At 67.4% G+C, this 25,639-nt stretch carries 27 protein-coding genes and 1 pseudogene; 18 read left to right on the top strand and 10 right to left on the bottom strand.

Going from position 1 to position 25,639, the window contains the following annotated elements:
- Positions 1-41: 41 nt before the first annotated feature.
- The 4 genes from pdxS to OHA18_RS40425 are packed head-to-tail and all read left to right on the top strand — an operon-like array spanning position 42 to position 2,901.
- A complete protein-coding gene (gene pdxS, locus OHA18_RS40440) occupies positions 42-941 on the top strand; it encodes a pyridoxal 5'-phosphate synthase lyase subunit PdxS (protein ID WP_329000696.1) in 900 nt (299 codons plus the stop codon).
- Positions 938-1,504, top strand: a complete 567-nt coding sequence (locus OHA18_RS40435; RefSeq protein WP_329000695.1) for a DUF6891 domain-containing protein — start codon at positions 938-940, stop codon at positions 1,502-1,504. The genes pdxS and OHA18_RS40435 overlap by 4 nt, the downstream gene beginning before the upstream one ends.
- Complete coding sequence (pdxT, locus tag OHA18_RS40430; RefSeq protein WP_329000694.1) at positions 1,501-2,106, top strand: pyridoxal 5'-phosphate synthase glutaminase subunit PdxT; 606 nt, start codon at positions 1,501-1,503, stop codon at positions 2,104-2,106. The genes OHA18_RS40435 and pdxT overlap by 4 nt, the downstream gene beginning before the upstream one ends.
- 33 nt (positions 2,107-2,139) lie before the next feature.
- Complete coding sequence (locus OHA18_RS40425) at positions 2,140-2,901, top strand: YebC/PmpR family DNA-binding transcriptional regulator (protein WP_327635802.1); 762 nt, start codon at positions 2,140-2,142, stop codon at positions 2,899-2,901.
- A gap of 12 nt (positions 2,902-2,913) precedes the next feature.
- On the opposite strand, the gene OHA18_RS40420 is transcribed toward OHA18_RS40425, so the two are convergent.
- From OHA18_RS40420 to OHA18_RS40390, 7 genes are all read right to left on the bottom strand, one after another.
- A complete protein-coding gene (locus OHA18_RS40420) occupies positions 2,914-5,475 on the bottom strand; it encodes an exo-rhamnogalacturonan lyase family protein (protein ID WP_329000693.1) in 2,562 nt (853 codons plus the stop codon).
- Positions 5,472-6,359 carry a carbohydrate ABC transporter permease gene (locus OHA18_RS40415; protein WP_329000692.1) on the bottom strand — a complete coding sequence of 296 codons (888 nt, stop codon included), beginning with the start codon at positions 6,357-6,359 and terminating at the stop codon, positions 5,472-5,474. Before OHA18_RS40415 ends, OHA18_RS40420 begins: the two co-directional genes overlap by 4 nt.
- Positions 6,360-6,369: 10 nt before the next feature.
- The gene (locus tag OHA18_RS40410; protein WP_329000691.1) at positions 6,370-7,365 is read right to left on the bottom strand and encodes an ABC transporter permease; all 996 of its coding nucleotides are present in this window, start codon (positions 7,363-7,365) and stop codon (positions 6,370-6,372) included.
- Positions 7,366-7,379: 14 nt separating this feature from the next.
- Entirely contained in the window at positions 7,380-8,930 is a 1,551-nt protein-coding gene (locus OHA18_RS40405; RefSeq protein ID WP_329000690.1) for an extracellular solute-binding protein, read from the bottom strand.
- A complete protein-coding gene (locus tag OHA18_RS40400) occupies positions 8,927-9,544 on the bottom strand; it encodes a YesL family protein (protein WP_329000689.1) in 618 nt (205 codons plus the stop codon). Before OHA18_RS40400 ends, OHA18_RS40405 begins: the two co-directional genes overlap by 4 nt.
- Positions 9,545-9,675: 131 nt before the next feature.
- Positions 9,676-10,296 (bottom strand): DUF1961 family protein, encoded by a 621-nt coding sequence (locus OHA18_RS40395; RefSeq protein WP_329000688.1) that lies wholly within the window; start codon positions 10,294-10,296, stop codon positions 9,676-9,678.
- Positions 10,293-11,315 (bottom strand): LacI family DNA-binding transcriptional regulator, encoded by a 1,023-nt coding sequence (locus tag OHA18_RS40390; protein WP_329000687.1) that lies wholly within the window; start codon positions 11,313-11,315, stop codon positions 10,293-10,295. The genes OHA18_RS40395 and OHA18_RS40390 overlap by 4 nt, the downstream gene beginning before the upstream one ends.
- Positions 11,316-11,722: 407 nt before the next feature.
- Here OHA18_RS40390 and OHA18_RS40385 point away from each other — a divergent pair.
- Positions 11,723-11,945 (top strand): annotated as a pseudogene (locus OHA18_RS40385) (NADH-quinone oxidoreductase subunit H); the annotation flags it as partial.
- Positions 11,946-11,966: 21 nt separating this feature from the next.
- On the opposite strand, the gene OHA18_RS40380 reads toward OHA18_RS40385, so the two are convergent.
- Positions 11,967-12,923 (bottom strand): hypothetical protein, encoded by a 957-nt coding sequence (locus OHA18_RS40380; RefSeq protein WP_329000686.1) that lies wholly within the window; start codon positions 12,921-12,923, stop codon positions 11,967-11,969.
- A gap of 237 nt (positions 12,924-13,160) precedes the next feature.
- Here OHA18_RS40380 and OHA18_RS40375 point away from each other — a divergent pair, with 237 nt between their 5' ends.
- From OHA18_RS40375 to OHA18_RS40360, 4 genes are all read left to right on the top strand, one after another.
- Positions 13,161-13,904, top strand: a complete 744-nt coding sequence (locus tag OHA18_RS40375) for a hypothetical protein (protein WP_329000685.1) — start codon at positions 13,161-13,163, stop codon at positions 13,902-13,904.
- A gap of 55 nt (positions 13,905-13,959) precedes the next feature.
- A complete protein-coding gene (locus tag OHA18_RS40370; protein WP_329000684.1) occupies positions 13,960-14,742 on the top strand; it encodes an alpha/beta fold hydrolase in 783 nt (260 codons plus the stop codon).
- 162 nt (positions 14,743-14,904) lie between these two features.
- Positions 14,905-15,711, top strand: a complete 807-nt coding sequence (locus OHA18_RS40365; protein ID WP_329000683.1) for an alpha/beta fold hydrolase — start codon at positions 14,905-14,907, stop codon at positions 15,709-15,711.
- Positions 15,708-16,262 carry a TetR/AcrR family transcriptional regulator gene (locus OHA18_RS40360; protein ID WP_329000682.1) on the top strand — a complete coding sequence of 185 codons (555 nt, stop codon included), beginning with the start codon at positions 15,708-15,710 and terminating at the stop codon, positions 16,260-16,262. The genes OHA18_RS40365 and OHA18_RS40360 overlap by 4 nt, the downstream gene beginning before the upstream one ends.
- A 29-nt stretch (positions 16,263-16,291) precedes the next feature.
- Here the strand turns inward: OHA18_RS40360 and OHA18_RS40355 are convergent, their stop codons facing one another.
- Both OHA18_RS40355 and OHA18_RS40350 read right to left on the bottom strand, forming a co-directional pair.
- Entirely contained in the window at positions 16,292-16,615 is a 324-nt protein-coding gene (locus tag OHA18_RS40355) for a VOC family protein (RefSeq protein WP_329000681.1), read from the bottom strand.
- A gap of 83 nt (positions 16,616-16,698) precedes the next feature.
- Positions 16,699-17,187, bottom strand: a complete 489-nt coding sequence (locus OHA18_RS40350) for a GNAT family N-acetyltransferase (RefSeq protein ID WP_329000680.1) — start codon at positions 17,185-17,187, stop codon at positions 16,699-16,701.
- Positions 17,188-17,272: 85 nt separating this feature from the next.
- On the opposite strand from OHA18_RS40350, the gene OHA18_RS40345 reads away from it, so the two are divergent.
- From OHA18_RS40345 to OHA18_RS40305, 9 genes are all read left to right on the top strand, one after another.
- Positions 17,273-17,731 carry a hotdog fold domain-containing protein gene (locus tag OHA18_RS40345; RefSeq protein ID WP_329000679.1) on the top strand — a complete coding sequence of 153 codons (459 nt, stop codon included), beginning with the start codon at positions 17,273-17,275 and terminating at the stop codon, positions 17,729-17,731.
- A 38-nt stretch (positions 17,732-17,769) separates the two neighbouring features.
- Entirely contained in the window at positions 17,770-18,930 is a 1,161-nt protein-coding gene (locus tag OHA18_RS40340; protein WP_329000678.1) for a GNAT family N-acetyltransferase, read from the top strand.
- Positions 18,931-19,001: 71 nt separating this feature from the next.
- A complete protein-coding gene (gene ruvC / locus OHA18_RS40335) occupies positions 19,002-19,598 on the top strand; it encodes a crossover junction endodeoxyribonuclease RuvC (RefSeq protein WP_329000677.1) in 597 nt (198 codons plus the stop codon).
- Positions 19,599-19,620: 22 nt separating this feature from the next.
- Positions 19,621-20,223, top strand: coding sequence for a Holliday junction branch migration protein RuvA (gene ruvA / locus OHA18_RS40330; protein WP_329000676.1), 603 nt, complete (start codon positions 19,621-19,623; stop codon positions 20,221-20,223).
- Between the two features lie 3 nt (positions 20,224-20,226).
- Positions 20,227-21,279 (top strand): Holliday junction branch migration DNA helicase RuvB, encoded by a 1,053-nt coding sequence (ruvB, locus tag OHA18_RS40325; protein ID WP_329000675.1) that lies wholly within the window; start codon positions 20,227-20,229, stop codon positions 21,277-21,279.
- Between the two features lie 234 nt (positions 21,280-21,513).
- Positions 21,514-21,960 carry a preprotein translocase subunit YajC gene (gene yajC / locus OHA18_RS40320; RefSeq protein ID WP_329000674.1) on the top strand — a complete coding sequence of 149 codons (447 nt, stop codon included), beginning with the start codon at positions 21,514-21,516 and terminating at the stop codon, positions 21,958-21,960.
- A gap of 165 nt (positions 21,961-22,125) precedes the next feature.
- Positions 22,126-23,781 (top strand): protein translocase subunit SecD, encoded by a 1,656-nt coding sequence (gene secD / locus OHA18_RS40315; protein WP_329006210.1) that lies wholly within the window; start codon positions 22,126-22,128, stop codon positions 23,779-23,781.
- The gene (secF, locus tag OHA18_RS40310) at positions 23,781-24,956 is read left to right on the top strand and encodes a protein translocase subunit SecF (protein WP_329000673.1); all 1,176 of its coding nucleotides are present in this window, start codon (positions 23,781-23,783) and stop codon (positions 24,954-24,956) included. Before secD ends, secF begins: the two co-directional genes overlap by 1 nt.
- The gene (locus tag OHA18_RS40305; RefSeq protein WP_329000672.1) at positions 24,956-25,495 is read left to right on the top strand and encodes an adenine phosphoribosyltransferase; all 540 of its coding nucleotides are present in this window, start codon (positions 24,956-24,958) and stop codon (positions 25,493-25,495) included. Before secF ends, OHA18_RS40305 begins: the two co-directional genes overlap by 1 nt.
- Positions 25,496-25,639: the final 144 nt, after the last annotated feature.

The raw sequence follows: 25,639 nt of genomic DNA, 5'->3' as shown, positions 1-25,639 counted from the left end.
CTCCTAATCTGGAGTAGAGCCCCACGACCAGGAGGAAGTAAGTGACCGAGAACCAGACTCCCGAGACCGGTACCGCGAAGGTCAAGCGCGGTATGGCGGAGATGCTCAAGGGCGGCGTGATCATGGACGTCGTCACCGCCGAGCAGGCCAAGATCGCCGAGGACGCCGGTGCGGTCGCGGTGATGGCACTGGAGCGGGTCCCGGCCGACATCCGTGCGCAGGGCGGCGTGTCCCGGATGAGCGACCCGGACATGATCGACGGCATCATCAACACCGTCTCGATCCCGGTGATGGCCAAGGCCCGGATCGGTCACTTCGTCGAGGCGCAGGTGCTGCAGAGCCTCGGTGTCGACTACATCGACGAGTCCGAGGTGCTCACCCCGGCCGACTACGCGAACCACATCGACAAGTGGCAGTTCACCGTGCCGTTCGTCTGCGGCGCGACCAACCTGGGCGAGGCGCTGCGCCGGATCACCGAGGGTGCGGCGATGATCCGCTCCAAGGGCGAGGCCGGCACCGGTGACGTGTCCAATGCGACCACCCACATGCGCCAGATCCGCCAGGAGATCCGCAAGCTGCAGAACCTCCCCGAGGACGAGCTGTACGTCGCCGCGAAGGAGCTGCAGGCGCCGTACGAGCTGGTCAAGGAGGTCGCCCAGCTCGGCAAGCTTCCGGTGGTGCTGTTCACCGCGGGCGGTATCGCCACTCCGGCCGACGCCGCGATGATGATGCAGCTCGGCGCCGAGGGCGTGTTCGTCGGCTCCGGCATCTTCAAGTCCGGCAACCCGGCCCAGCGCGCCGAGGCGATCGTCAAGGCCACCACGTTCTACGACGACCCCGACGTGATCGCCAAGGTCTCGCGCGGTCTCGGTGAGGCCATGGTCGGTATCAACGTCGACGAGATCCCGCAGCCGCACCGGCTCGCCGAGCGCGGCTGGTGACGGACAACCTGCAGGCGGTCGACGAGCGGACCGCACGGGAGCTGCGTGGCCTGGCCCGCGTCCTGGTGCGGTCCGGGTACGCCGACCACGCAGCCATCACCGCTGCGCTGACCGAGGCGGTCCACGAGGACGCACCGTCGATGGACACGACCACACTGGTGCCGTTGCTGATCGGTGAGGCGGTGATGGACCTCAACGCCGAGGCGGCCGGCTGGCCGGACAGCACTGATGCCGACCGGTTGGACGCCGTACTCGCGGAGCTCGAAGAGCTGGGCGTGGTGGTGGTCCGGTACACGTCGGACCACCACGAGGCGCGGCAGGTGCTCGAGGCCGCGACCGGTCCGCAGGGGCTGCTGTTCTTCACCGACACCGACGTCTGGCACGCGGTCGACTTCGGCATGCTCGAGCTGAAGCTCTGGCACCCGGACACCGCGAACGTCGCGCCCGGTGAGCCGCTGCTGGAGGACGTGCTCGAGCTGCTGCGCCGCAACGAGCTGCCCGCGGTGTTCGACGAAGGCCGGATCGAGGTCACCCTCGACTGGCAACGGAGGGTGACCATATGACAGTGATCGGCGTGTTCGCGCTGCAGGGCAACGTCCGCGAGCACCTCGCGATGCTGACCCAGGTCGGGGTCGAGGCGCGGCCGGTGCGGCGTCCGTCCGAGCTGGAGCAGGTCGACGCGATGGTGCTGCCCGGTGGCGAATCGACCACGATGGACAAGCTGGCCCGCGCGTTCGACCTGTTCGAGCCGCTGCAGAAGCGGATCGCGGACGGGATGCCGGCGTTCGGCACCTGCGCCGGGATGATCATGCTGGCCAACGAGATCACCGGCGGGACCGCCGACCAGGAGACCCTCGGCGGGCTGGACGTGACGGTCCGGCGGAACGCGTTCGGGCGGCAGGTCGACTCGTTCGAGGCCGACCTGGAGTTCCCGGGTCTGGGTACAGGATTCGACACGCCGTACCACGCCGTATTCATCCGGGCACCGTGGGTGGAGCGGGTCGGAAGGGACGTCGAGGTACTCTCGACGGTGAGGTCGGGCCCTGCCACAGGTAGGATCGTCGCGGTTCGCCACGATCGGCTGCTGGCCACGTCGTTCCATCCGGAGATGACCGGGGACGCCAGGCTGCACGGCTACTTCGCCGAGCTGGTTCGCGGCCTCTGAGACGTTGCAAGCGGTAGAAGGGTTGGGTTCGCCATGTCAGGCCACTCCAAGTGGGCCACCACGAAGCACAAGAAGGCCGTCATCGACGCGAGGCGCGGCAAGCTCTTCGCGAAGCTGATCAAGAACATCGAGGTGGCCGCCCGGATGGGCGGCGGTGACCCTGGCGGGAACCCGACCCTGTACGACGCCATCCAGAAGGCGAAGAAGACCTCGGTCCCGAACGACAACATCGACCGCGCGGTCAAGCGCGGATCCGGTGCGGAGGCCGGCGGCGCGGAGTACCAGACGATCATGTACGAGGGCTACGGCCCGAACGGCGTGGCGATGCTGGTCGAGTGCCTCACCGACAACCGCAACCGGGCGGCGGCGGACGTCCGGACGGCGATGACCCGGAACGGCGGCTCGCTCGCCGACCCGAACTCGGTCGCCTACATGTTCAACCGCAAGGGCGTCATCGTCGTCGCCAAGGAGCAGGACGGGAAGTCGCTGTCCGAGGACGACGTGATGGAGGCCGTGCTCGAGGCCGGCGCCGACGAGGTGAACGACCTGGGCGAGTCCTGGGAGGTCGTCACCGAGGCCACCGACATGGTCGCGGCCCGGACGGCGCTGCAGGACGCCGGCATCGACTACGACTCCGCCGACGTCCAGTTCGTCCCGTCGATGACGGTCGAGCTCGACGCCGACGGCGCCGGCAAGATCTTCCGCCTGATCGACGCCCTCGAAGACAGCGACGACGTCCAGAACGTCTACGCCAACTTCGACGTCTCCGACGAAATCATGGCCGAGGTCGGCTGACAGCACTACCTGCTAGGACTGAGCGTCCGGAGTCCTAGGTCGGTGTTGGGGGATCAGGGCGAGGTTCTGCATTGCTGCGAGTGCGTACTGCGCGGCGCCGTTGGTGCTGATGAACGCGGCCTCGTCGACTGGCATCAGTGCGCCGTGGACTGCTGTGGTCCTCCACTCCGCCTCGCGCTGCATGGCGTTGCGGTTGAGCTGGTCGCCTTCATCCAGGAAGAACTTGCGCCAGGCCAGTCGGGCCAGCTCTGTGTCGCCGGTGCGGGCAGCCGCGTACGCCGCCAGCCGGCTGTGCGCCTGCACCAGTGAGATGCCTTGCAAGGGCTGCCCGACCTCGGCGGTCTGCTCCTCGGGCGAGAGCAGGTACAGCCGGCAATAGTCCAGCCAAGCCTTCTCGAACCCGGGTACGTCGAGGTCGAGGTCGATCAGCTCCGAGCAGATCTCCGGCAGCCCGAAGAGCGAGGACAGGTGCGAGACCGCGATGCCGCGGCGACTCGTGTCGAAGCGGCCCGTCGACAGGTCGAGTCGCGCATTGCCGGTGAGGAAGCCATAGTGCAGCGCGGCGATGTCTGCCATCGTCCCGACCAAGCGGGCACGTGCTCGCTCGTCGCCGTGCCGCTCCCACCTGGTGAGCCAGGCCGCAGCGAGCGCACCCCAGTCCACACCGAGCTCGACAGAGAGCGCATGCGGGTCGGGGGAGTAGACGTCCGGTCGTACCTTGCGCTGCGGATCGACTCTGAGGAACGCCTCCTCGATCGTCGCCAGCTCGTCCATCAAGTCACCGGTGCGCTCGTCGGCGGTCAGGTAGTAGTAGAAGCGCCGGTAGATCGCACTGGAGATCCGCGCCTGTTTGCAACTGCAGCCCCAGTGCTGCACGTTGTGCCGCGACCCGAGTCCTTTCCAGCGGCCCAGATGATGTACGTCGACTTCCCCGGTGTGGCGCGTCATCGCCTCCGCGAACCGGAACACGTCAGCCCGACCAGTGCGCAGGTACTGGTACCAGAGCCAGAGGTCCGGTGACAGCTCCGAGTTGTCCCACGCGTACCCGCCCACGTCGTACCGCCACGTGTGCCGGTCGCGGTCGTAGGTGTGCATGACATCGCCGTAGTCCCAGAACCCGTACCAGCGCCGTTGCTCGCGCTGGCCGACGTAGTACTGGAAGAGGAAGTTCAGCCGGGCCTCGATGTCCTGGTGGTCGGCTGTGGGAAGACTCCACGTGCCGAAGACACCTGCCTCCAGCAGCCGCGCCGGCGACGCTGTGAGCAGACCGGGCGAGTTGAGCAGGTCAGCGTGCTCCGACAGCTCGTCGGCAGAGGGTGTGGCGTCGTGGACGCGCAGACTGAGCTCATGCGTCCGGGCAATGCCTCGAGCGTTCCCGAAGCCCGGTTCGTAGTCCTCGTAGGTGATCTCGAGTCCTTCGAGCTGCTCGGCGTACGTGTCCTGGTCCATGCCGTCGTGCCAGTAGCGGACGTCCATCGCCGGTGCACTCGGCGACCACATCCACACTGTGGCGGTAGCGACGTCGGTGGCCGCGTTGCGGATGTCGAGCCGCGTCGGATGCAGTTTCCAGAAGTCACGTAGTCCGAAGCCCAGTCCGCCGCTGACGCCTCCGACGTACCCGTAGCCGGGCGATCTGGTACCGGACGGGATGGTGATCCACCCCTGTCCCGGTCCGGTGCGTTTGCGCAGGGTGAAACCGTCGGCGCTGCTCTGGTCGAGCGTGTAGTCGTTCCACTGGGGGATGAGGCGCAGGCGATCGGCCACCTCGGAGTTCGGGATGTCTTCGACGGCGCGGCCGGCTACCTGCGTACGGCGTACCTCCTCGCCCGGGTCGCGGCGTAGACCGGTCAGACCGCGAACGGCCTCGGTCAGGAAGCCGGAAGGGCCGGCGAGGCGGATGTGGCGGTTGTGCGGCTCGTCGCGCATCACCACGTCCGCACTGAGTCCCAGGCCTGCCAGGAAGTCGCGGTCCGGGTCGCCGTCCCAGATGAAGCTGTGCACGATCCGTACGTCGGTGGCGCCGGCGTAGAAGTAGAGCCGCACCGAGAACGGCAACCAGTCCCCGTGCTTGCCGTCCAGCTTGACCACGGCCCGCACCGGGCCGTCCTGCTCGACGACAAGGTTGTCGACAATCGCCGTTGTGTGTTGCCGGGTGCGGCCCAGATCCTCATCGGGCGCGTCCTGACGCAGGCTGACCAAGCGGACGTCCCGCACGATCTCCTGCCCGCTGTAGTTGATCGAGGCAATCAACCCGGGCGGCTTCAGGACCCAGGTTGCCGCGCCCGTCGACACCCGCACCTCGTCGCCGACCCGCTCGACCTCGACCGGCCGGCCCGGCCTCGCGGGTTGACCGGCGACCAGCTCGTACGACGCCTCCGGCGCCTCGGCCGGACCGATCGCGTGCGCGGACCACTTGACCGAACCGTCCGGCCAGGTCGCGGTCGTCCAGCTCTGCACCGGCGTACCGTCGGCAAGCGCGAACTCAGTGCCTTCGGCAACCGTGCCGCGGGGCCACGGAACGCCCCAGGAAACTCCTTGCCTGCAAGGGGTTTCGAGCCATTGCAGCGTGGTCATTCCTTCACCGATCCGATCAGGACGCCTTTGGCGAAATGTTTCTGCAGGAAGGGGTAGAAGAACAGGATCGGCAGCGTCGCGACCACCACGACCGCGAACTTCAGGCCCTGCTCCGGGAAGGTCACCGTCTCCAGTTGCTGCAGCACGTTCGCCGAGTCCGCGTTGGCCGCGGTGAGCTGGCGGACGATCATCTGCAGCGTCCATTTCTTGTTGTCGTCGATGTAGAGCAATGGCGACATGTAGTCGTTCCAGATCCCGACCGCGTAGAACAGCGAGAACGTCGCGATGATCGGTTTCGACAGCGGCAGCACGATGCGCAGGAACACGTTCAGCTCGTTGCACCCGTCGATCCGGGCCGCCTCCTCGAGCGCCTCCGGCAACTCCTGGAAGAAGCTCTTCACCACGATCAGGTAGAACGGGTTGATCGCCAGCGGCAGGATCAGCGCCCAGTAGCTGTCGAGCAGCCCGAGATCGCGCACTACGAGGTACGTCGGGATCATGCCGCCGCTGAACACCAGCGTGAAGATCACCAGGTTCAGCACCAGCGCCCGCCCCGGCAGGAACCGTTTCGCCAGCGGGTACGCCATCGTCAGCGTCAGCAGGAGCTGTACGACGGTGCCGACCGCGGTCACGCCGACCGTGGTCAGCAACGCGCGGACGAACGTGTCGGTCGAGAAGATGTACTGGTACGTGTCGGTGACGAACCGCTTCGGCCACAGGAAGAACGGCCGCGAACTGATCTCCGACTCGGTCGCGAACGACCCGGCCAGCACGTACAGCAGCGGGAGAACGGTGACGATCGCCAGACCACCGAGGAAGACGATGTTCAGTACGTCGAAAACGCGGCTGCCGACCGAGTCGTAGTACCGCACTCGTTGTTTCATCGCATCCCCCTCAGAACAATCCGCGCTGGCCGAGGCGCTTGGCCAGGAAGTTCGAGCCGAAGATCAGTACGACCCCGATCAGGCCCTTGAACAGACCGACCGCCGTCGCGTAGCTGAACGCACCCTGCGTGATGCCGACGTAGTAGACGAACGTGTCGAACACGTCGGCGACATCGCGGTTGAGCGAAGTGGTCATCAGCCAGATCTGCTCGAACCCGGAGTCCAGCAGGTTGCCCGACGTCAGAATCGCCATCACCACGACTGTGGGCCGGATGGCCGGCAGCGTGATGTGCCAGAACTGCCGCCACCGGCCGGCGCCGTCCACCCGGGCGGCCTCGTACAGCTGCGAATCCACCCCGGCCAGCGCGGCCAGGTAGATGATCGTGCCCCAGCCGGTCTGCTTCCACAGCAGCTGCAGCACGATCAGTGGCCGGAACCACTCGGCCTGTGCCACGTAGTCGGTCTTCTGCCCGCCGACGATGCCGTGGATCCAGTTCGCGATCACGCCGAAGTCCACCGAGAACAGCAGGTAGGTGAGCGACGCGACGATTGTCCACGAGAGGAAGTGCGGAATGTAGACAAGCGACTGTACGGAGCGTTTCAGTACGTTGACCCGCAGCTCGTTCAGCAGCAGTGCGACGATGATCGGCGCCGGGAAGACGAAGACGATTGTCAACAATGCGAGCAGCAGGGTGTTGAACATCAGCCGGCCGAAGTCCGGCCCGGTGAACAGTTCGTGGAAGTGCTTCAGGCCGACCCACTCGCTGCCCGAGTACCCGAGGAACGGCACGTAGTCCTTGAACGCGATCGTCAGGCCGTACATCGGCAGGTACTTGAACACCACGAAGTACGCCAGGCCGGGCAGCAGCAACAGGTACAGCCAGCGGTAGCGGAGCAGGTCGCGCCACAGCGGCACCGCGCGCGGACGCCGCTTGCGTTTCGGAGCGGGTGGCGCCGCCTCCACGGAGGGCGGCGCCACCTGGCCCGGCACCAGATCGGTGGCCATGTGATCCCCGCCGCTCAGCCGCCGGCCTTGGCGGCCAGGTCGTTGACCTCCTGGGCGATCTGCGTGCCGCCGCCGTCGTACCAGCGCTTGATCTGCGCCTTCAGTTGGTCCTCGGTGATCGCGCCGGACAGGTACTTGATCCGGGCGTCGGGGATGATCGTGTCGAGCGTCTGGCCCTTCGCCACCGCGGTCGGCGCGATGATGCTGAGCGCCGGGTTGAAGACCGCGGTCTTCAGGTCCTCGTTCATCAGCACGTCGAACTTCTCCCGCATCTTCCGGCTGGCCTCGTCGTCCGGCCGCAGCGCGTACGCGCCGAGCCCGACCGAGGCCCGGGTACCGAGCTGGATGAAGCCCTTGTCCACGTCGTTCTGGATCGCCTTGACCTTCGGGTCGTCCTGGTTGATCGGTACGGCGTACTGCCCGTCGGCCTTGAAGTTGCGGCCCTCGATGCCGTTCGTGAGCAGGATCGAGCCCTCCTTGGACTCGAGCTTGTCCAGCGTCTGCAGCACCTGGTCGAGCTGCTCGTCGGTGCGGACGTGCTGCTTGGAGATCGCGATCACCATGTTGTAGCCGGTGAACGGGTACGAGTGCTTCTCGCCGTCCGGGCCCTTCAGATTGCCGACCAGGGTGACCTTGTCGAAGTCCTTCGGGTTCTTCTCCTTGAACAGGTCGAGCAGCTGGGTGGCCCGCACGTTCACGTCGATGATCATGCCGCCCTTGCCCTGCACGAACGGATCGTTCCAGTTCGCGCTGTCCAGGGTGGCGAAGTCCGGGTTGACCAGGCCTTCCTGCACCCACTTGCGCAGCCACTCGTTCGCGGCCAGGAACTGCGGGGTGTCGAAGCCGGGGACCAGCTTGCCGTCGCGCTCACCCCAGCCGTTCGGGGCGCCGAACCAGGTCTCGACCACGTCGTACGGGCTGGCGCTGGCGTAGTTGCCGGGCCACTTCGGGATGATCAGGCCGTAGGTGTCCTTCTTGCCGTCGCCGTCGGGGTCCTGCTCGGTGAACGCCTTCGCGATCGTGTACAGGTCGTCGACGCTCTGCGGTTCCTTCAGGCCGAGCTTGGCCAGCCAGTCCTTGCGGATCACGATGCCGGAGCGCAGCAGCGGCCGGACCCGGTAGATGCCGTAGGTCTTGCCGTTGGTCTGCGAGTTCTTCGCGGTCTGCTCGTCGGCAGGCTTCAGGTTCGGGTACTTGTCGAGCTTGCCGGTCAGGTCCCAGAACGCGCCGGCCTCGGCCGCCTTGACGAACGAGGGGCTCTTCTCGTTCGCCACCATCACGTCCGGGATCTTGTCCGAGGCGAGCGTGACGTTCGACTTGTCGCCGTACTCCGCGTTCGGGACCCAGGTGATCTTGAGCTTCTTGCCGATCAGTTTCTCGACCGCTTGCTGCAGCTCGCCGTTCGCGTCCGGCGCGGTGCCGAACAGCGGCGCCATCACCGTCAGTTCGTTGCTCGAGGCCTGGCTGTTGCTGTCGTCGCCACCGCCGGAACAGGCCGCGGAGGCGAGCAGTGCCGTCGACAACGCGGCGGCGACGGCGATGCGCCGTGTGGAGAAGATGGTCATCGGTTCCCTTTCAGATGCAGGCGCGCTTCGTTCTCGGCGAAGAAGCGCAGGCAGAGCCAGGTGTCGAGCTGGATCCAGGCGCCACCGGCCAGCACGATCCCGAGCACCGGGAACTTGGCCGACAGATAGGCGATGGACACCGCGACGAACAGCAGGACCAGCGACGACGCCGGCCGCGCGAGCGCGACCAACGATGCCTTGGGCAACAACGTGCGGACACCGAGGTCGTAGTGCACGGCCATCGGGAGCGCGTAGGCGGCGATCAGCCCGAGCGCGACCAGCGCGAACAGGCTGGCCAGCCGGGGGAGTGCGGCACCGAGCGCCGCGAAGTACAGGTAGTTGCCGACGAGGACGACGGCGAGCGCGACCAGCGGGAGGACGACGAGGGTGCCGCGGCGGAACTCCTGGCGGAACGCGGTACGGAAGGCAGGCAGAGCGTGAAACGATTCACCGGCAGACCGGCGTCTGGCCAGCGAATATGCTGCGAGCGTCGCTGGACCGATACCCAGCGCGACGCCGCCGAGCAGGGTGAAAAGGATCCACAGGGCGTTCAGCTTGATCGCCCAGACGACTTCATCTGTTGCGTTGTAGAGCTTGATGGACCAGCCATTCATGGTGCCTGCCTAGCTGCTTCGGGCGAAAAGTGATGTGACCATATAGTTGAATCGTCTCAACGTCAACGCCTCGGAAAGCGTTTGTCAGGGAGTGGTCACGGCACCATCGACGGGCTGCCCGAAGGGTGTCGTCAGGACTGCGAGACGCGCAGGTTCGCGTAGTCGCCGATCAGCGGGGCCATCTGCCGGAAGCCGATCTTGCCGCCGCGGAGCGGGCGCTCGTCGCACCAGGTGAAGCTGACCAGGTCGTTGATCGCGAACGTGATCACGCCTTCGTGCACGGAGAGCTTCAGCCGGTACGGACCCTCGGCGTCCGGCACGCCCGGGATCGGGTCCGCGCCCTGCGCGACGAGGTGGAAGCCGTAGCTCTTGCGCAGGTTGCAGGTGTGGAAGGCGCGCTCGGCCGGCCACCGGCGTCGGAAGTACGACACGTGGTAGGTGTCCAGGTCGCCGTGGTGATACTGCTCGTACGGACCGGTGCGCGGCAGCAGGTCGAACAGGTCCTCGCCGTGGCGACCCTTCGCGTGGAAGAACAGGATGCACAGGCCGGGCTCGCGGATCGGCCAGAAGTCCCACTCCACGGTGATATCCGGCGGAAAGTCATCCGGGCACCACAGGACGACGTTCGCGTCCGGGTGCGCACTCTCCAGACGCAGACGGCCGAGTGGGAAGGATGTCGCGCCATCACCCTCGAGCCGGAAGCCGTCCAGATCGACCGGTTTCGCGAGCGGGTTCTCGTACAGAACGGTCATGACCGCCGGCGCTTGAAGTCGCTGGACTCGCGAACGATCAGGTCGGGCTGGAAGATGACCTGGCGGTGACGATGCCGGTCGGACGCCTCGACCTCCTCCTGGAGCAGTTCCATCGCGGATCGCCCGAGCAGTTCGGCCGGCTGCCGCACCGACGACAGCGGTACGGCGGCGGCACGGGCGAAATCGATGTCGTCGTACCCGACGATCGCCATGTCGCGGGGGACCCGCAGGCCGGCGACCGCCATCGCCTGCAGGAATCCCAGGGCGAGCAGGTCGTTGGCGAGGAAGGCCGCGGTCGGGCGGGAGCGGACCGGCAGCGCGGCGAGGCGTTCGCCGATCGCGCGTCCCTCGACCACACCCATCACGTCGACCTCGTAGTACCGCAGGTCGACATCGCTCGACTCCGCGACGACCGCGGTGATGCCGGCCTTGCGATCCGACACCTGCTGCATCGTGAACGGTCCACCGATAAAGGCGATCCGGCGATGACCGGCCTCGATCAGATGCTTCCCGGCGAGCCGTCCGCCGAGGTGGTCGTCGACCGACACCGAGCACAGTCCGCGGTCCGCCGTACGGTCGACGAGGACCACCGGCGTACCGCGCTCGACGAGCGCCGTCAGCCGCGGATCACCGCTGTCGAACGGCGTGATCAGGATCCCGAGCACCCGCTGCTGCTCGAGCTGATCGAGGTGGTGCCCCTCGCGCACCGGATCGGTCTTGCTGTTGCAAAGCATCACCACGGTGTCGTGCTCGTACGCCAGCGCCTCGGCGCCCTCGGCCAGATCGGTGAAGAACGGATTGGCCACGTCGAGCACGACAAGCCCGACGGTCCGGCTCTTCCCGGCGCGCAGATGGCGAGCGGCCTCGTTCCGCACGAAGCCGAGCGCGTTGATGCTCTCCTGCACGCGCAGCCGAGTATCCGGAGCCACGATCGCCGGCCGGTTCAAGAAGTTGCTGACGGTCCCCACCGAAACCCCAGCCCGCCGCGCAACCTCCTTGATGCTGGGCGTCCCCATCATCCCCCGTCCACCAGCCGCTCGGTCGCCCGCAGTCTATCCCGAATTGAATCGTCAAAACCCACAGCACTCCGCGGCAGCTACCTATCGGCCGCCTCCCGCGGCGCACAGACCGTTGTCGCGCGCAACCGCATCGCGCGGAGTGACGCCTGCCTGCCGACTGATCACAACGCGCGCCGGCCGTGGAGCCCGACCAATCCGTCGAGCATCAGACGCGCAGCGCAGCCGACTTTCACCCCGAGGGCACGCCAGCTCGGGGTTGTCCCGTCGAGTTGCGGGTTATTCGGTCGTCTACCAGGGGATAAGGCGCAAGAGCAGCGGATAACCCACGCCCTCACCGCCGACGTCCGCGTGCGAGGGCGGCGGCACGCGGACCATCGTTACGCGTGAAGCTGCCGTGGAACAACATGACCACGCTGCTGCAGTTGAGCGACGTGCCGGTTGCCGTGATCTTCGTGCTCGCGATGGCCTCGGTCGGCATCTACGGCATCGTGCTGGGGCGGCTGGTCGTCCGGTTCGACATACTCGCTGCTCGGCGGCCTCCGATCGACCGCCCAGATGATCAGGTAGGAGGTCTCGATGGGCCTGTCGTTCGTCGCCGTCTTCCTGTACGCGGCTTGTCCTACATCCTCGACAGGGTCGAGCAGTTGCACGTCAGTTGAGATTCGCGATCACGTAGCGCTCTTTCTCGAGTTGGGCCAGGGTTGTTGGGTCGATCTGCAGACCGGTGTCAAGGCCGGCCTTCGCTTTGGCTGCCGTGACCAATAGCTGGGGCAATTGTCCGAGAAATTTGGTCGCCGAGGCATCCCCGGTCTTCAGCTGGTGCTGGTTTGCCGCTGTGCGCAGACGCGAGTCGCTGGATCCGAAGCGGCGGGCGATGTCGGTGAGCGCCTCGAGGTTGTTCCTCAAGTCCAAGATTGCTTGCGGATTCTTGTCATTGGTGTGCTTCTGCAGGTTCAGGACGGTATCGAGATGCTGGATCACGGCGGCACGTGCTGCGGGCACCAAATCCAGGGGGAGCCGCTCATGGAGCTCGAGTAGCTGCTCGTTCTGCTTGCGAAGGTTCCGCTTGCGTCGCCAGTAGTAGCACCCACCCAGGATGAGCACCGGCGCGAGAGCAAGTCCGCCACCGATCAGTGTTGCCGGGACAACCGCGGCTCCGACGATTGCCATCACGCCGCTGGTGGCGGCGCCGGTCGCGAGCGTCACGCCCATGTCCAGTGCTGGGATCGTCTCAGAGGCAATGTCCGGCAGCAGCCATGGCGAAGCCGCTTCGAGGTCGAGGGCCCTCTCCAGGAGCTCACCGAGTGCGTCGCGTGTTTTGCTGACGGCAACAGTCGGATCCTCGTCTTCCGGGACCTGCTGGAGCGACACGACTGCATTGCTCACGAGCTGGGTCGCCGACTCCGGCGGCCGGTACCCGAAGAAGACCAGCAGCGCCGGGAGCGAGTCCGGATAGTTCGCGACCGATTCGATCAGCCGGCTCGGTGGGACATCGACAGCGGCGACAGCCTGCTCCGCCGTACGCCACACATCTTCGTCGTCGTAAAGGTCCCTGAGCGATCTAAGCGCATGAATCAACGTCGGCCGAAGCGACTCCGCCAACTCCATGTCGCCACGAAGATCCGACGCCGCCAACTTCTCAGCAAGGTCCCGACGATCCCCGCTGAGCCGCCCCACATGCCCGAGTTTCATCTACCCCCGCCGCCCCTCCCGACTCGTCCGACCATAGGCTCGCCCGCCGGGCCGGTCAACGACTTCTGAAACACCCGGCCGCTCGATTCACACGGCGAGGGCTGAGTAGTTGTACCGATTCCGGGGGTGGCGGGGTCGGGCAGCCTGCTGGGTATGACGAAGATCTGGGTGTTCTGCGGGGCTGTGGTCGTCACGATTGTCGCGATCGTGCTGGTCGCGATTGCCGACGTACCGCTCCAGGAGATCCTGTCGTTGTTCCTCGGCGTGTTGTGCCTGCTCTGGTTGATTCTGCTGCTGACCGTGCCGTGGAACCTCTACTTCCAGGCACATGCGCTGATTCATGAGATCCGGACGAGCCGTGAGCGCGGCATCGACGTACCGGCCGAGCGGGAGCCGGAGGCGCGGCGCATTGCTTCCCGCATGCGCTGGTTCGCGGTCGGCTCCCACCTGGTGTCCGCGGCACTCGTTGCCCTGATCACCTATTTGTCCGACGGCGCGATCGGCTACTACCTGGCCGGCCTGTACCTCGTCAGCACGTTCTTCCGCCCGGCCGGCGCCTACTTCAGCTACCTGCGCGACCGGATGGCCACCATGCTGCAGGACGTCAGGCACCCGCGCGACGACGTGATCGAAACTCTCCGCCGCCTGGACACCCTCAAGGCCGACCTCGAGACCTTGCACGACGAATCAGACGATCAGGACCTGCGCCTCACTCGCCTGGAGCAAGGTCTCGCCACCGCCGAAGCCAACGCCGCAGCCCGGGACAGAACCTTGCACGCCAAGGTGGACGCCCACGCCCGCCAGTTCGAACACTCCCTGACCCGCCTCACCGACAACCAGGAAGTCATAGCCGGCCTGAAAGCCTTCCTCCGCCTGGCCCGCTCCGAACTCAGCTAGAAACTCAGGGTCGCGAGCCGCGCCGGATGCGCTATTGTCCGCAACCATGTTCGGTGTGCGAGGTAGGACGGCCCATCTGGCGTGGTACCGGACCGATGAGGAGGCGGCCGAGGTCGCTTTCCTGCACGGCTTCTCCGACTCTGCGCAGTGCTGGCAGCCACTGATCGGCGCGATGCCTGGGATTCGGGCGCTCGCGATCGATGCGCGCGGGCACGGCGAGTCCGGGCTGCCGGAGGAGCCTGTCCGGTACGGCGCGCACCGCGACGATGCTGCTCTCGTGCTGTCGAGCCAGCCCCATGACGGCGGGGTGGTCGTGGTCGGCCACTCGATGGGCGCGATGTCGGCGGCCTACCTGGCCGTGTCGCGGCCGGACCTGGTCCGCGCGGTTGTGCTGGAAGACCCCCCGACCGGACAGCCGCCTGCCGAGCCACCGGACCGATCGCGGTCCGAGCCGAGTTGGCTCGCGGACCTCCGAGCGCTCGACCTGCCGTCACGCATCGCGCAGGGCCGAGCCAACGACCCGGACTGGCCCGATGACGAGCTCGAGCCCTGGGCCGTGTCGAAGGCACAAGTCAACCCGCATCTGTTCGAGCTGCCGTTCCAAGAAGCAGGCCCGCTGACCGAGCTGCTGGCCGAAATAACGTGCCCGGTACTGCTGATCCATGGGGATGCCGAACGCGGCGCGCTGATCTCCACTGAGTACGCGGATCGCTGCGCCCGAGCGGCGGCTGGTGAGTTCCGGGCGGCACACATCGCTGGTGCCGGCCATTCGGTGCACCGCGACAACCGCGCGCAGTACCTCGCGGAACTCACTACGTTCCTCGACCGCCACCGCTGAGTGTCGCCCCACCAGGCTCCTGCCAACGGCGTGACAGCTGAACGCCAGGCATTCCTCAAGGCAGATTAAGAATCTGAGGGGGAGTTGCCTTCGCTCAGGCGCGGGGATTAGCCTTGGCATCTGATTGACCGACCGGTCGGTCAACGAATGGAGGGATCTGCGATGCCTTTCGTCCAGACCAGGGTGGGGCCGGTGTTCTATGCCGAGCAGGGGAGTGGTCGGCCGGTCGTGTTGCTGCATGCCACCCTGCACGACCACACCGACTTCGACGCCGTGACCGGACCGCTGGCGGCCGCCGGGTACCGCGTGCTGGCTGTGGACTGGCCGGGGCACGGACATTCCGGGACGCCGGCCGGATCGGGGCCGGTGACCGCGCCGCTGCTGGCCGACGTGCTCGCCGATTTCGCCGCCGAGCTCGATCTGGCTCCGGCTGTTCTGATTGGCAATTCCGTTGGCGGGTACGCCGCGGCCAGGCTCGCGCTGGATCATCCGGACCGGGTCGCCGGGCTCGTCCTGGTCAATTCCGGCGGATTTGTGAAGGTCCCCCGGCTAGCGCCCCGCCTCCTGGGCATCCCGGCCGTCAGCCGTGTCGTGTTCCCCCGGCTCGTTCCCCGCTACATGAAACCGGACAGCGACCGGGTCCGCGCCATCAGCCGCCGCGTTCAGGACCGTGCGCGCAGTACGACGGGCGCCGCAGTGGCCGCCGCGCTGTGGCGGAGCTTCGCCGATCCGGCGTACGACCTGCGGGCCGACGGGTCTCGGCTCGGCGTACCTGTGCTGCTGGCGTGGGGTGCGCGGGACATCGTGCTTCCCAAGTCCGCCGCACGTCGGACGCAGGCAGCCATACCCGGAGCGGACCTGCAGCTGCTGCCGACCGGGCACGTGGCCTTCGCCTCCGATCCGGACGGGTTCCTGGGCCTGGTGCTGCCCTTCCTCGAATCGGTGGCTGTTGCCGGGAGCAAGCAATGAGCACCGGCGTACGGCAGCAGCGTGCGGCGGCCACGCGCACGAAGCTCATCGCCGCGGGCCTGTCGCTGGCGGAGCGGACCGGACTGGCCGACATGAGCGTCAACCTCATCGTCGCTGAGGCGGGCGTTGCCAAGGGCACCTTTTTTCATCACTTCGGCGATCGGTCGGAGTTCCTGCTGGCGCTGCACACCGAGTTCCACGACCGCGTGTTCGCGGAGATCGAGCAGACGATCGCGGGAATGGAGCCGGGCCGGGACAGGCTGCTCGCGACCGCGAACGCCTACCTCGACGAGTGCCTGCGCCACCGCGGCGTCCGGGCCCTCCTGCTGGAGGCCCGCGTCGACCCCACGATCATCGAAGCGATCGCGTCCCGCAACAAGCTGGTCATCCAACGCACCAGCCCCGACTTCACGGCCATGGGCTGGTCCCACCCCGAACCAACCGCAGCCATGTGGAACAGCGCCGTCGTCGAATCAGCCCTCCTCGAACTAGACACCGGCACCCACCGCCCAGAAGTCCGAGCAGCCCTAGCCCAATTCCTCCACCCATAAGGGATCTGCGCGGTGGGTGAGCTCGGCAGTTACAGGCAGAAGGGGTGGCCGGATGGGTCTGCGTAGCACTGGGAGGTGGAGGTGTTGGGTGGCATGTGGATGGCGCCCAGTCGTTCGGCTCGTTCGATCGCGGCGGGTGCGCCGTCGGGGAAGCGATAGTCGATGTGCAGCTGGGCGGGGTACTGCGGATCCGGGAAGCGGGTTGGGCGAACCTGCGCGTGCTGGAAGGCCAGGTTCGGCAGATCGTCGTCATCGTCGAGGTCAAGCTCGACCCAGGAGGGGAGTTGCGTACAGGCAGAACGGGTGTCCGACGGGAGCAGATGCGTCACCGCGGCCTCCCCACTGGCACTCACCGCGACCCATCGTTCACCCGATGCATCAGACCCGTCCAGACCCGCCGGTACGCCGCGTCGACCGCTTCTGTGCGATCAAGCTGTCAGATCAGTTGCTTCCGCATCAGAGTGATCCGCGTTTCGTAGCGGGTCGTGGATCCGTCCGCAGCCTCCTGGTCCCACGAGCCGGTCTCGCTGCCGCTCACCACATACCCCAGTCGCTCGTACAACGCGCGCGGCCGCGAACTGTTGTCGTCCACGCCCAACTCGACCCAGCTGAGTCCGCGTCCTCGAGCTCGCTGCTCCAACGCCTCGATCAGGACTGTGCCGATCCCACATGAGCGCAGCTCCGTCCGGACCGACAGTTGCCAGAGAGTCGCTCCGCCGGGCGGTTTGGTGTAGTCGACCCCACCAACCGCAACTGGCAGACCGGACGGCGGACAGACCGTCAGGTAGTCGACCTCGCCGCGGCGGGCGCGTTGGATCGCTTCGGCTACGTATGCGAGATCCGTCGGCGTCCCGTACCAGCCGCAGGCGGGTAGGTCCGCTTCGGTCAGGTCGCGAACGGTGAGAGGTACGACAACCTCGGCCATCTCGGCACCCTGGCAGGATGCCGGCGGCGAGTGCCAGCGATTTAGTCTCTTCACCGGAGATGTGACTCATGGGTAACATGTGGGGATGAGTCAGGTGTTGGGGTTGTGGGAGCGGTTGCGTGGGGTGCCGGGTGGAGGGCGGGTGTTTTCTTGGGGGTTTACCTGGAAGGCGCCCTACTTTCGGTCGGTGCGGCCCCGGTTCGTGCAGGTGAGTCCTAACTTTGCGGCGTTGACGTTGCCGAAGCGGCGGGCGGTGCTGAATCACATCGGGACCGTGCATGCGATTGCCGTGTGCAACGGGTTGGAGGCGGCGATGGGGGCCCTGGCAGAGGCGACGGTGCCGGCCGGGAAGCGGTGGTTGCCGAAGGGGATGGAGGTCTCGTACCTCGCCAAGTCGACGACCGATCTGACCTGCTCGGCCGAGACCGACCCCGACAGCTGGATCGTGGGGCCTGATGTGCCCGTCCGGGTGAAGGCGACTCGCGACGACGGCACGGTGGTGGTCGAGGGCACGATCCACCTCTGGGTAACAGAGAAGAAATAGGTCCGCATCAGGTGGGTCGTCCGTCGTAGGGTCGGCGGGTGACTGAGCTGCGGGTGGTGGATGTTGCCGAGGACCAGTTGGACTCGGTGTGGCAGGTGCGGATCCGGTCGTTCGGGCCCGGCGGGGACCGGGACGAGTGGAAGAAGAATGCGCTCACCTTCATGGACGGGCGGTTCCTCGGTGTCGTCGACGGGGACGAGCTCGTCGCGGCGGCGCGGATCTGGCCGTTCGAGCAGTGGTGGGGTGGGCGGCGGGTTCCGATGGGCGGGGTCGCCGGGGTAGTCGTCGCGCCGGAGTACCGCGGTCGTGGTGTCGGCAGCCTGATGATGCGGGCCGTGCTGCAGCGCTGCGTCGACAAGGGGTACCCGCTGACGGCTCTCTATCCGGCGACGACTGTGCTCTATCGGCATCTGGGCTACGAGTTCGCCGGCCATCGGTACAAGTTCGCGTTCCAGGCCGCTGACCTCAGGACGCTGAGTGACGGCAAAGGTACGGCGGTGCGGAAGGCGGGCCGTGGTGATGCCGACCTGCTCCTCGAGCTCGCGGGGAAGGAGCACCAGGCTCGGCGTTCGAGTGGTCCGCTGATCTGGCCGCGCACCGAGGTCGAGTCCTGGCTCGAGGACGAGGACAACTTCGCGTACGTCGCCGACGACGGCTTCGTCGTCTACAACTGGTCGGACGGCGACCTGGCCGTCGACGAGCTGATCTCCGGATCCGAGCAGACCGCGCGCGCCTTGTGGGCGACCGTCGGCTCGGGCGCGTCGATCGCGAAGACGGTCCAGGCGTACTGCCCGCCGTTCGACCCGATCCACCTGCTCGCCGAGCACGAAGCGGACGGTGACACGCGGATCAACCGCTGGATGCTCCGGCTCGTTGACGCACCGGCCGCCATCGCGACGCGGGGCTTCCCGGACGGCGTCGTACTCGAGGCTGACCTGCGGATCGACGACCCGGAGCTGCCCGCGAACACGGGCGACTGGCACCTGTCCGTCGCCGGCGGTTCCGGCCGGCTCACGCCCGCCGACCCAACAAGCGAGGCCCTTCGCGTCGGCCCGCGTGGATTGGCCGCGCTGTACGCCGGTACGCCGCTCGCCGCCCTTCGCGCCGCCGGACTGGTCACCGGGGGAGCGGCCGACGCGGACTCCGTACTGAATGCGGTCTTCGGCGGACCGACGCCGTACATGCTCGACTACTTCTGAGTCGGCGCGTCGATTTCCGGCCGAACAACGCCTCCGACTAGGGTTGTCGAACAAACGTTCGGAGGTGTTCCATGCGGGTGCTCGGCGTCGACCCGGGACTGACCCGGTGCGGCCTCGGCGTCGTCGAGGGTACGCCGGGGAAGCCGCCTGCGCTGGTCGCCGTCGGTGTGATCCGGACGCCGGCCGACCTGGACGTGTCCAAGCGCCTGGTCCAGATCGAGGCCGAGCTGGACGAGTGGATCGCCAAGTACCAGCCGGACGCGGTCGCCGTCGAGCGGGTGTTCGCCCAGCACAACGTCCGGACCGTGATGGGGACTGCGCAGGCCTCGGGGATCGCGATGGTCGTCGCGGCTCGTCGCGGGCTGCCTGTCGCGCTGCACACGCCGAGTGAGGTGAAGGCCGCGGTCACCGGATCGGGCCGCGCGGACAAGGAGCAGGTGACCACGATGGTCACCCGGATCCTCAAGCTGAGCGAGCGTCCGACGCCCGCCGACGCTGCGGACGCGCTGGCGCTGGCGATCTGTCAGGTCTGGCGCGGCGGCGTGGCGAGCAAGCTTCAGGAAGCAGCCGGCACCCGGTCGAATCTGGAGGCCCTCGCGCAGGCACAGTCGCGGCTCCAGTTGGCGCGATTGAAGGCCGCGGTCGCGGCGCAGCAGGGCAAGCGGTGAGCACGGAGATCGGAGGTTGGCGATGATCGCCTTTGTACGTGGACCGGTGGCGGCCATCGGGGTGGACAGCGCCGTGGTCGAGGTCGGGGGAGTGGGCCTGCAGGTGTACTGCGACCCGGGCACGCTGGCCGGGCTGCGGCCGGGCCAAGAAGCCCGGATCTCCACGTCGATGGTGGTCCGCGAGGACTCGCTGACGCTGTACGGGTTCGCCGACGACGACGCGAAGAACCTGTTCGAGCTGCTCCTGACCGCGTCCGGTGTCGGCCCGAAGCTGGCCCAGGCGGCGCTCGCGGTGCTCAGCCCGGACCAGTTGCGGCAGGCGGTCGCGACCGAGGATCTCGTCGTACTGGTGAAGGTGCCGGGCATCGGGAAGAAGGGCGCGCAGCGGATCGTGCTCGAGCTCAAGGACAAGATCGGTGCGCCGTCGAGGACGGTGACCGGGCGGCCGTTGCAGACGCAGGAGGCGTGGCGGGAGCAGGTGGCGGCCGGTCTGGTCGGCCTTGGCTACTCGGCCCGCGACGCCGAGGATGCGGTCACCGCAGTGTCACCACTCGCCGCCGACAGCCCGAGCCCGGCCGTCCCCGACCTGCTGCGCGCCGCACTGCGCGTGCTCTCCAAGGCGTAAGAGATGGAAGACAACGTTCGGCCGCTGGTGTCCGCTGATGCCGTGGATCTCGAGGAGCGCAAGATCGAGTCCGCGCTGCGCCCGCGCACACTGGCCGAGTTCGGTGGTCAGCGCCGGGTCAGCGAGCAGCTCGAATTGGTGCTGCACGCGGCCCGCGGGCGCAATCGGGCGCCGGACCACGTGCTGCTGTCCGGTCCGCCCGGGCTGGGGAAGACCACGCTGGCGATGATCATCGCGAGCGAGCTGTCGGCGCCGTTGCGCGTGACCAGCGGCCCGGCGATCCAGCACGCCGGCGACCTGGCGGCGATCCTGTCCGGGCTGAGCGAGGGCGAGGTCCTGTTCCTCGACGAGATCCACCGGATGTCCCGCCCGGCCGAAGAGCTCCTCTACATGGCGATGGAGGACTTCCGGGTCGACGTGATCGTCGGCAAGGGTCCGGGCGCGACCGCGATCCCGCTCGAGATCCCGCCGTTCACGCTGGTCGGGGCGACCACCCGGGCCGGTCTGCTGCCCGGGCCGCTGCGGGACCGGTTCGGGTTCACCGGTCACCTGGAGTTCTACGACTCCGCCGAGCTGGAGAAGATCGTGAACCGCTCGGCCACGCTGCTCGAGGTCGACATCACCCCGGAGGGCGCGGCGGAGATCGCCTCCCGTTCCCGCGGTACACCGCGGATCGCGAACCGGCTGCTCCGCCGGGTCCGCGACTACGCAGAGGTACGGGCGGACGGCATCGTCACGCTCGCGCTCGCCAAAGCGGCACTCGAGCTGTACGAGGTGGACAAGATGGGCCTGGACCGGCTGGACCGGTCCGTTCTGGACGCCTTGTGCCGCCGTTTCGGCGGTGGGCCGGTAGGTCTTTCGACGCTGGCGGTTGCGGTCGGCGAAGAACGTGAGACCGTGGAGGAAGTGGCCGAACCGTTCCTGGTCCGGTCGGGCTATCTGGCCCGTACGCCGCGTGGTCGCGTCGCCACGCCCGCGGCCTGGCGGCACATCGGGCTGAAGGTCCCGAAGGGCGCGACGTTCGCCGACACGCTCTTCGACACCGATGAGGACTAAGGAGATCGACCCCAACTGAACAGCGGGCGTCGGGGAACGTCCGCGGGCGCCGGAGCGTAGTTACTTCTGTAGTGAGTAACTCAAACGTGACCCGGTGTCATGAGGCACTTGTTGCCGCTCAGGGTTAGACTCCCCGGTGGCCTGACCTGCAGGTCATTCCGCTGCGACCTGCGCGCTTCGAGCAGAGCGTGCCGGACGCCCGTATTTCCGATCGACAAAGGATTCTGAGACCCGATGCAACTCCTCGCCGTACCAATGGCCTCCTCCGGGGGTGGCGGCATCACGCTGCTGCTGCCGCTGATCCTGATCGTAGGAATGATCTGGTTCATGAGCCGCAGCCAGAAGAAGCAGCGCCAGCGCCAGGCTGACACGGTCGCCGCGCTCGCCCCGGGCAGCAAGGTGATCACCACCAGCGGCCTGGTCGGCATCGTCGAGGAGACCGACGACGAGTACGTGACGCTGGAGATCTCCGAGGGCGTGCTGGTGCAGGTGGTCAAGGGCGCGATCGGCCGGGTGGTCCCGGAAGAGGACGCCGCCGCCGAAGGCACCGCCGACGAGTCCACCGATGAGGACGCGGCCGACGACTCGACCAGGGTCGACGTTCCGGACACCGGCCGCGACAAGGCCGATGGCAAGGTCCAGGACACGCCGACGCTGCCGCCGACGCACACCGAGAACTGAATTCCGTCCCACCAGCCTGCGGCGCGGCGTTCGGCGTCCACCTGACGGTGCGGCGCGCCCAGAAGTACGAAGGTTGAATCTGACGTGGCAACGAGTTCGTCGACATCCCGCCCCGGGCGGAGCCTGATCGCCCTGCTGGTGATCGTGGTCCTGCTGTTCGGCATCATGGCGCTGACCAAGACCTGGAAGCCCAAGCTCGGACTGGACCTGCGCGGTGGCACCACCATCACGCTGACCGCCAGCACGTTCGACGGCAAGGGCAAGGTGACCGCCGACCAGATGAACGAGGCGAAGAACATCATCGGCCAGCGCGTCAACGGCGCCGGTGTGGCCGAGGCCGACATCACCACCTCCGGGTCGAACCACATCAACGTGGCCGTCCCGGGCGCCACGAAGGAATCGCTGGTGTCGCAGGTCGGCCAGACGGCCCTGCTGTACTTCCGGATCGTGCTGGGTTCGCAGGCGGCCGCGCCGGCGCCCACGCCGACGACGACACCGACTCCGGGCACCACGCCGAAGCCGACGACGACGCCGAAGGCGAGCACGACGCCGAAGGCGAGCACCACGATCAAGCCGACCACGAGCAGTACGCCGAAGGGCCGGGCCTGGACCAGCGCGCTCGCCGACGCGACGCCGACGCCGACCCCGCCGAAGCCGAGCACCCCGGCCGCGACGCCGTCGACGCCGGCCACCGGCGGCGACCCGCTGAACTACACGCCGGACGCGGCCACGCAGGCGGCGTTCGCGACGTTCAAGTGCGGCGACAAGCAGATCGACGACCCGGCGAAGGCGCTCTTCTCCTGCGACCAGACCGGGCAGAACAAGTTCCTGCTCGGCCCGGCGATCCTCGCGGGTACGGATCTCTCGGACGCCAGTGCGGGCATCCCGCAGAACGGTCTGCAGTGGCAGGTCAACCTGAAGTTCACCGGTGCCGGCGGGGACAAGTTCCTCAAGGCCACCCAGAACATCTCCCAGCGTGGCGACGGCCAGAACCTGTTCGCGATCGTGCTCGACGGCAAGACCATCTCGACCCCGAGCGTCGACAGCCCGATCCCGGGCGGCCAGGCGCAGATCACCGGTACGTTCACCGAGGCCGAGGCCCGCGACCTGGCGAACGTGCTGAAGTACGGCTCGCTGCCGGTGAAGTTCGACATCTCGTCGGTCGAGACCGTGTCGCCGCAGCTCGGTGGTGACCAGCTCTCGGCCGGCATCTGGGCAGGCATCATCGGCCTGGCCCTCGTCGTGATCTTCTGCTTCCTGTACTACCGCGGTCTGGGCATCGTCGTGGTGATGTCGCTCGTGGTCGCCGGCATCCTCACGGGAACGCTGGTGATCCTGCTGGGCAAGGCGATCGGCTTCACGCTGTCGCTGGCCGGCATCGCCGGTCTGATCGTGGCCGTCGGTATCACCGCGGACTCGTTCATCATCTACTTCGAACGACTACGCGACGAAGTGCGTGAGGGCCGGAGCCTGCGTTCCTCGGTGGAGACCGGCTGGGCCCGTGCCAAGCACACGATCATCGCGGCCGACTCGATCTCGCTGCTCGCCGCCGTGGTGCTGTACGTGCTGGCGATCGGCAGCGTCAAGGGCTTCGCGTTCACGCTCGGCCTGACCACGCTGATCGACCTCTTCGTGGTCTTCGTGTTCACCAAGCCGCTGGTCACGCTGCTGGCCCGGACCGACTTCTTCGGTCACGGGCACAAGCTGTCCGGCCTGGATCCGGAGCATCTGGGCGTCGAACGGCTACCAGGGCAGATGAAACCGACAGCCCGGCCGCGGAAGACGCCGTCGACGCGCAAGCCGCTGGGAGGGGAGGTCTGATGTCGAAGCTCGGACAGATCGGTGCCAAGCTGCACCGCGGTGAGGTCTCCTACGACTTCATCGGCCATCGCAAGTTCTGGTTCGGCCTCTCGATCGCCCTGGTGGTCATCTCGCTCGGCGGCCTGTTCGCCCGCGGCCTGGCGCTCGGCATCGAGTTCAAGGGCGGCGTCGAGTACGACGCCGCGGTGAAAGTCACGTCCAGCACGGTGGAGGACTTCACCGCCGCGGTGAAGGCGACCAACGCCAAGGGACTCGGCGACCCGGTCGTCACCACGATCAACGACAACAAGGTCCGGGTCCAGACCAAGCCGCTGGCCCAGGCCGACGTCGGCAACGTGCGGGCGGCGATCGCCAAGGAAGCCGGCATCCCCGCCGAGCAGGTGACCTCGCAGCAGATCGGCGCGTCCTGGGGGCAGCAGATCGCCGACAAGGCGATCCTCGCGCTGATCGTGTTCCTGGTCCTCGTGTTCGCGGTGATCTGGCTGTACTTCCGAGAACCCAAGGCCTCGATGGCGGCGATCATCGCGCTGATCCACGATGTCACGATCACGGTCGGCGTCTATGCGCTGATCGGCTTCGACGTCACCCCGGCGACGGTGATCGGCGTACTGACGATCCTCGGGTACTCGCTGTACGACACCGTCGTGGTGTTCGACAAGGTCCGGGAGAACACCCGGGGCATCACCGGGTCGAACCGGTTCACGTACTCCGACGCGACCAACCTCGCGGTCAACCAGACCGTGGTCCGGTCGATCAACACCACGGTCACAGCACTGCTCCCGGTCGGCGCGATCCTGGTCGTCGGTACGGTCGTGCTCGGCACCGGTCCGCTGAAGGACCTGTCGCTGGCGCTGTTCGTCGGCATCGCGGTCGGTGCGTACTCGTCGATCTTCATCGCCCCGTCGCTGCTCGCGGTCTTCAAGGAGCGCGAGCCCGGGATGAAGGCGCTGAGCAAGCGGGTGTCGGCGAAGAAGGCTCAGACCGCTGCCGCGGCGGCCGCTCCGGTGGCGGTTGCGACCGCGGGTGCCGCGCCGCGTTCCGCCGTACAGGACACGGCGCGGACGTCGGACCGCGCGACCGGCTCCGCGCCGACGCCGTCGTCCCGCCCGATGCGGGCGACGTCGGCCGGGCGTCCGCAGCCGACGCGCAAGCCGCGGTCGAAGCGCGGTAAGTGATGCGGTCGCTCGAGCAGGTTCTCGCCGACGGCATTCGCGACATCCCGGACTACCCGCAGGCGGGGGTGGTGTTCAAGGACATCACCCCGCTGCTGGCCGACCACACCGGCTTCGGTCAGGTGGTGGAGGCGCTGGCGGCGGCCGGGAAGGACGACGACGGGAACCCGGTGGTCGACAAGGTGGTCGGGATCGAGGCGCGCGGGTTCATCCTGGCCGCGCCGGTCGCGCTCGCCCTCGGCGCCGGGTTCGTGCCGGTGCGGAAGAAGGGCAAGCTGCCGGCGGCGACGTACGAGGAGTCGTACGCGCTGGAGTACGGCGAGGCGACCATCGAGGTGCACCAGGACGCGTTCAGGCCCGGTGACCGGGTCCTGGTCATCGACGACGTGCTCGCCACCGGTGGCACGGTCGAGGCGTGCCTCCGGCTCATCCGCCGCTGCGAGGCCGAGGTCACCGGCACCGCCGTACTGCTGGAGCTGTCGTTCCTCCCGGGCCGCAAACGCCTCGAGAGCGAAACCGTCACCTCCCTGCTCACTGTCTGACCCCGATCACTGTCTGGCACCGAACGGGGTCGGACGCGGGCTGTTGCCGGTCTGATTTCGGGCAAACTCTCCGCAGTCGGGAGCTGACCCGGCGTGTTGTCCACAGGGGGTTCTGCCTGGTTGGACGCGGCCCTCTAGACTGGT

The organism is Kribbella sp. NBC_00709 (genome assembly GCF_036226565.1).
Lineage (GTDB): Bacteria > Actinomycetota > Actinomycetes > Propionibacteriales > Kribbellaceae > Kribbella.
The sequence above is the reverse complement of the archived record's forward strand: the minus strand, read 5'-3'. Positions and strand labels throughout refer to the sequence as shown.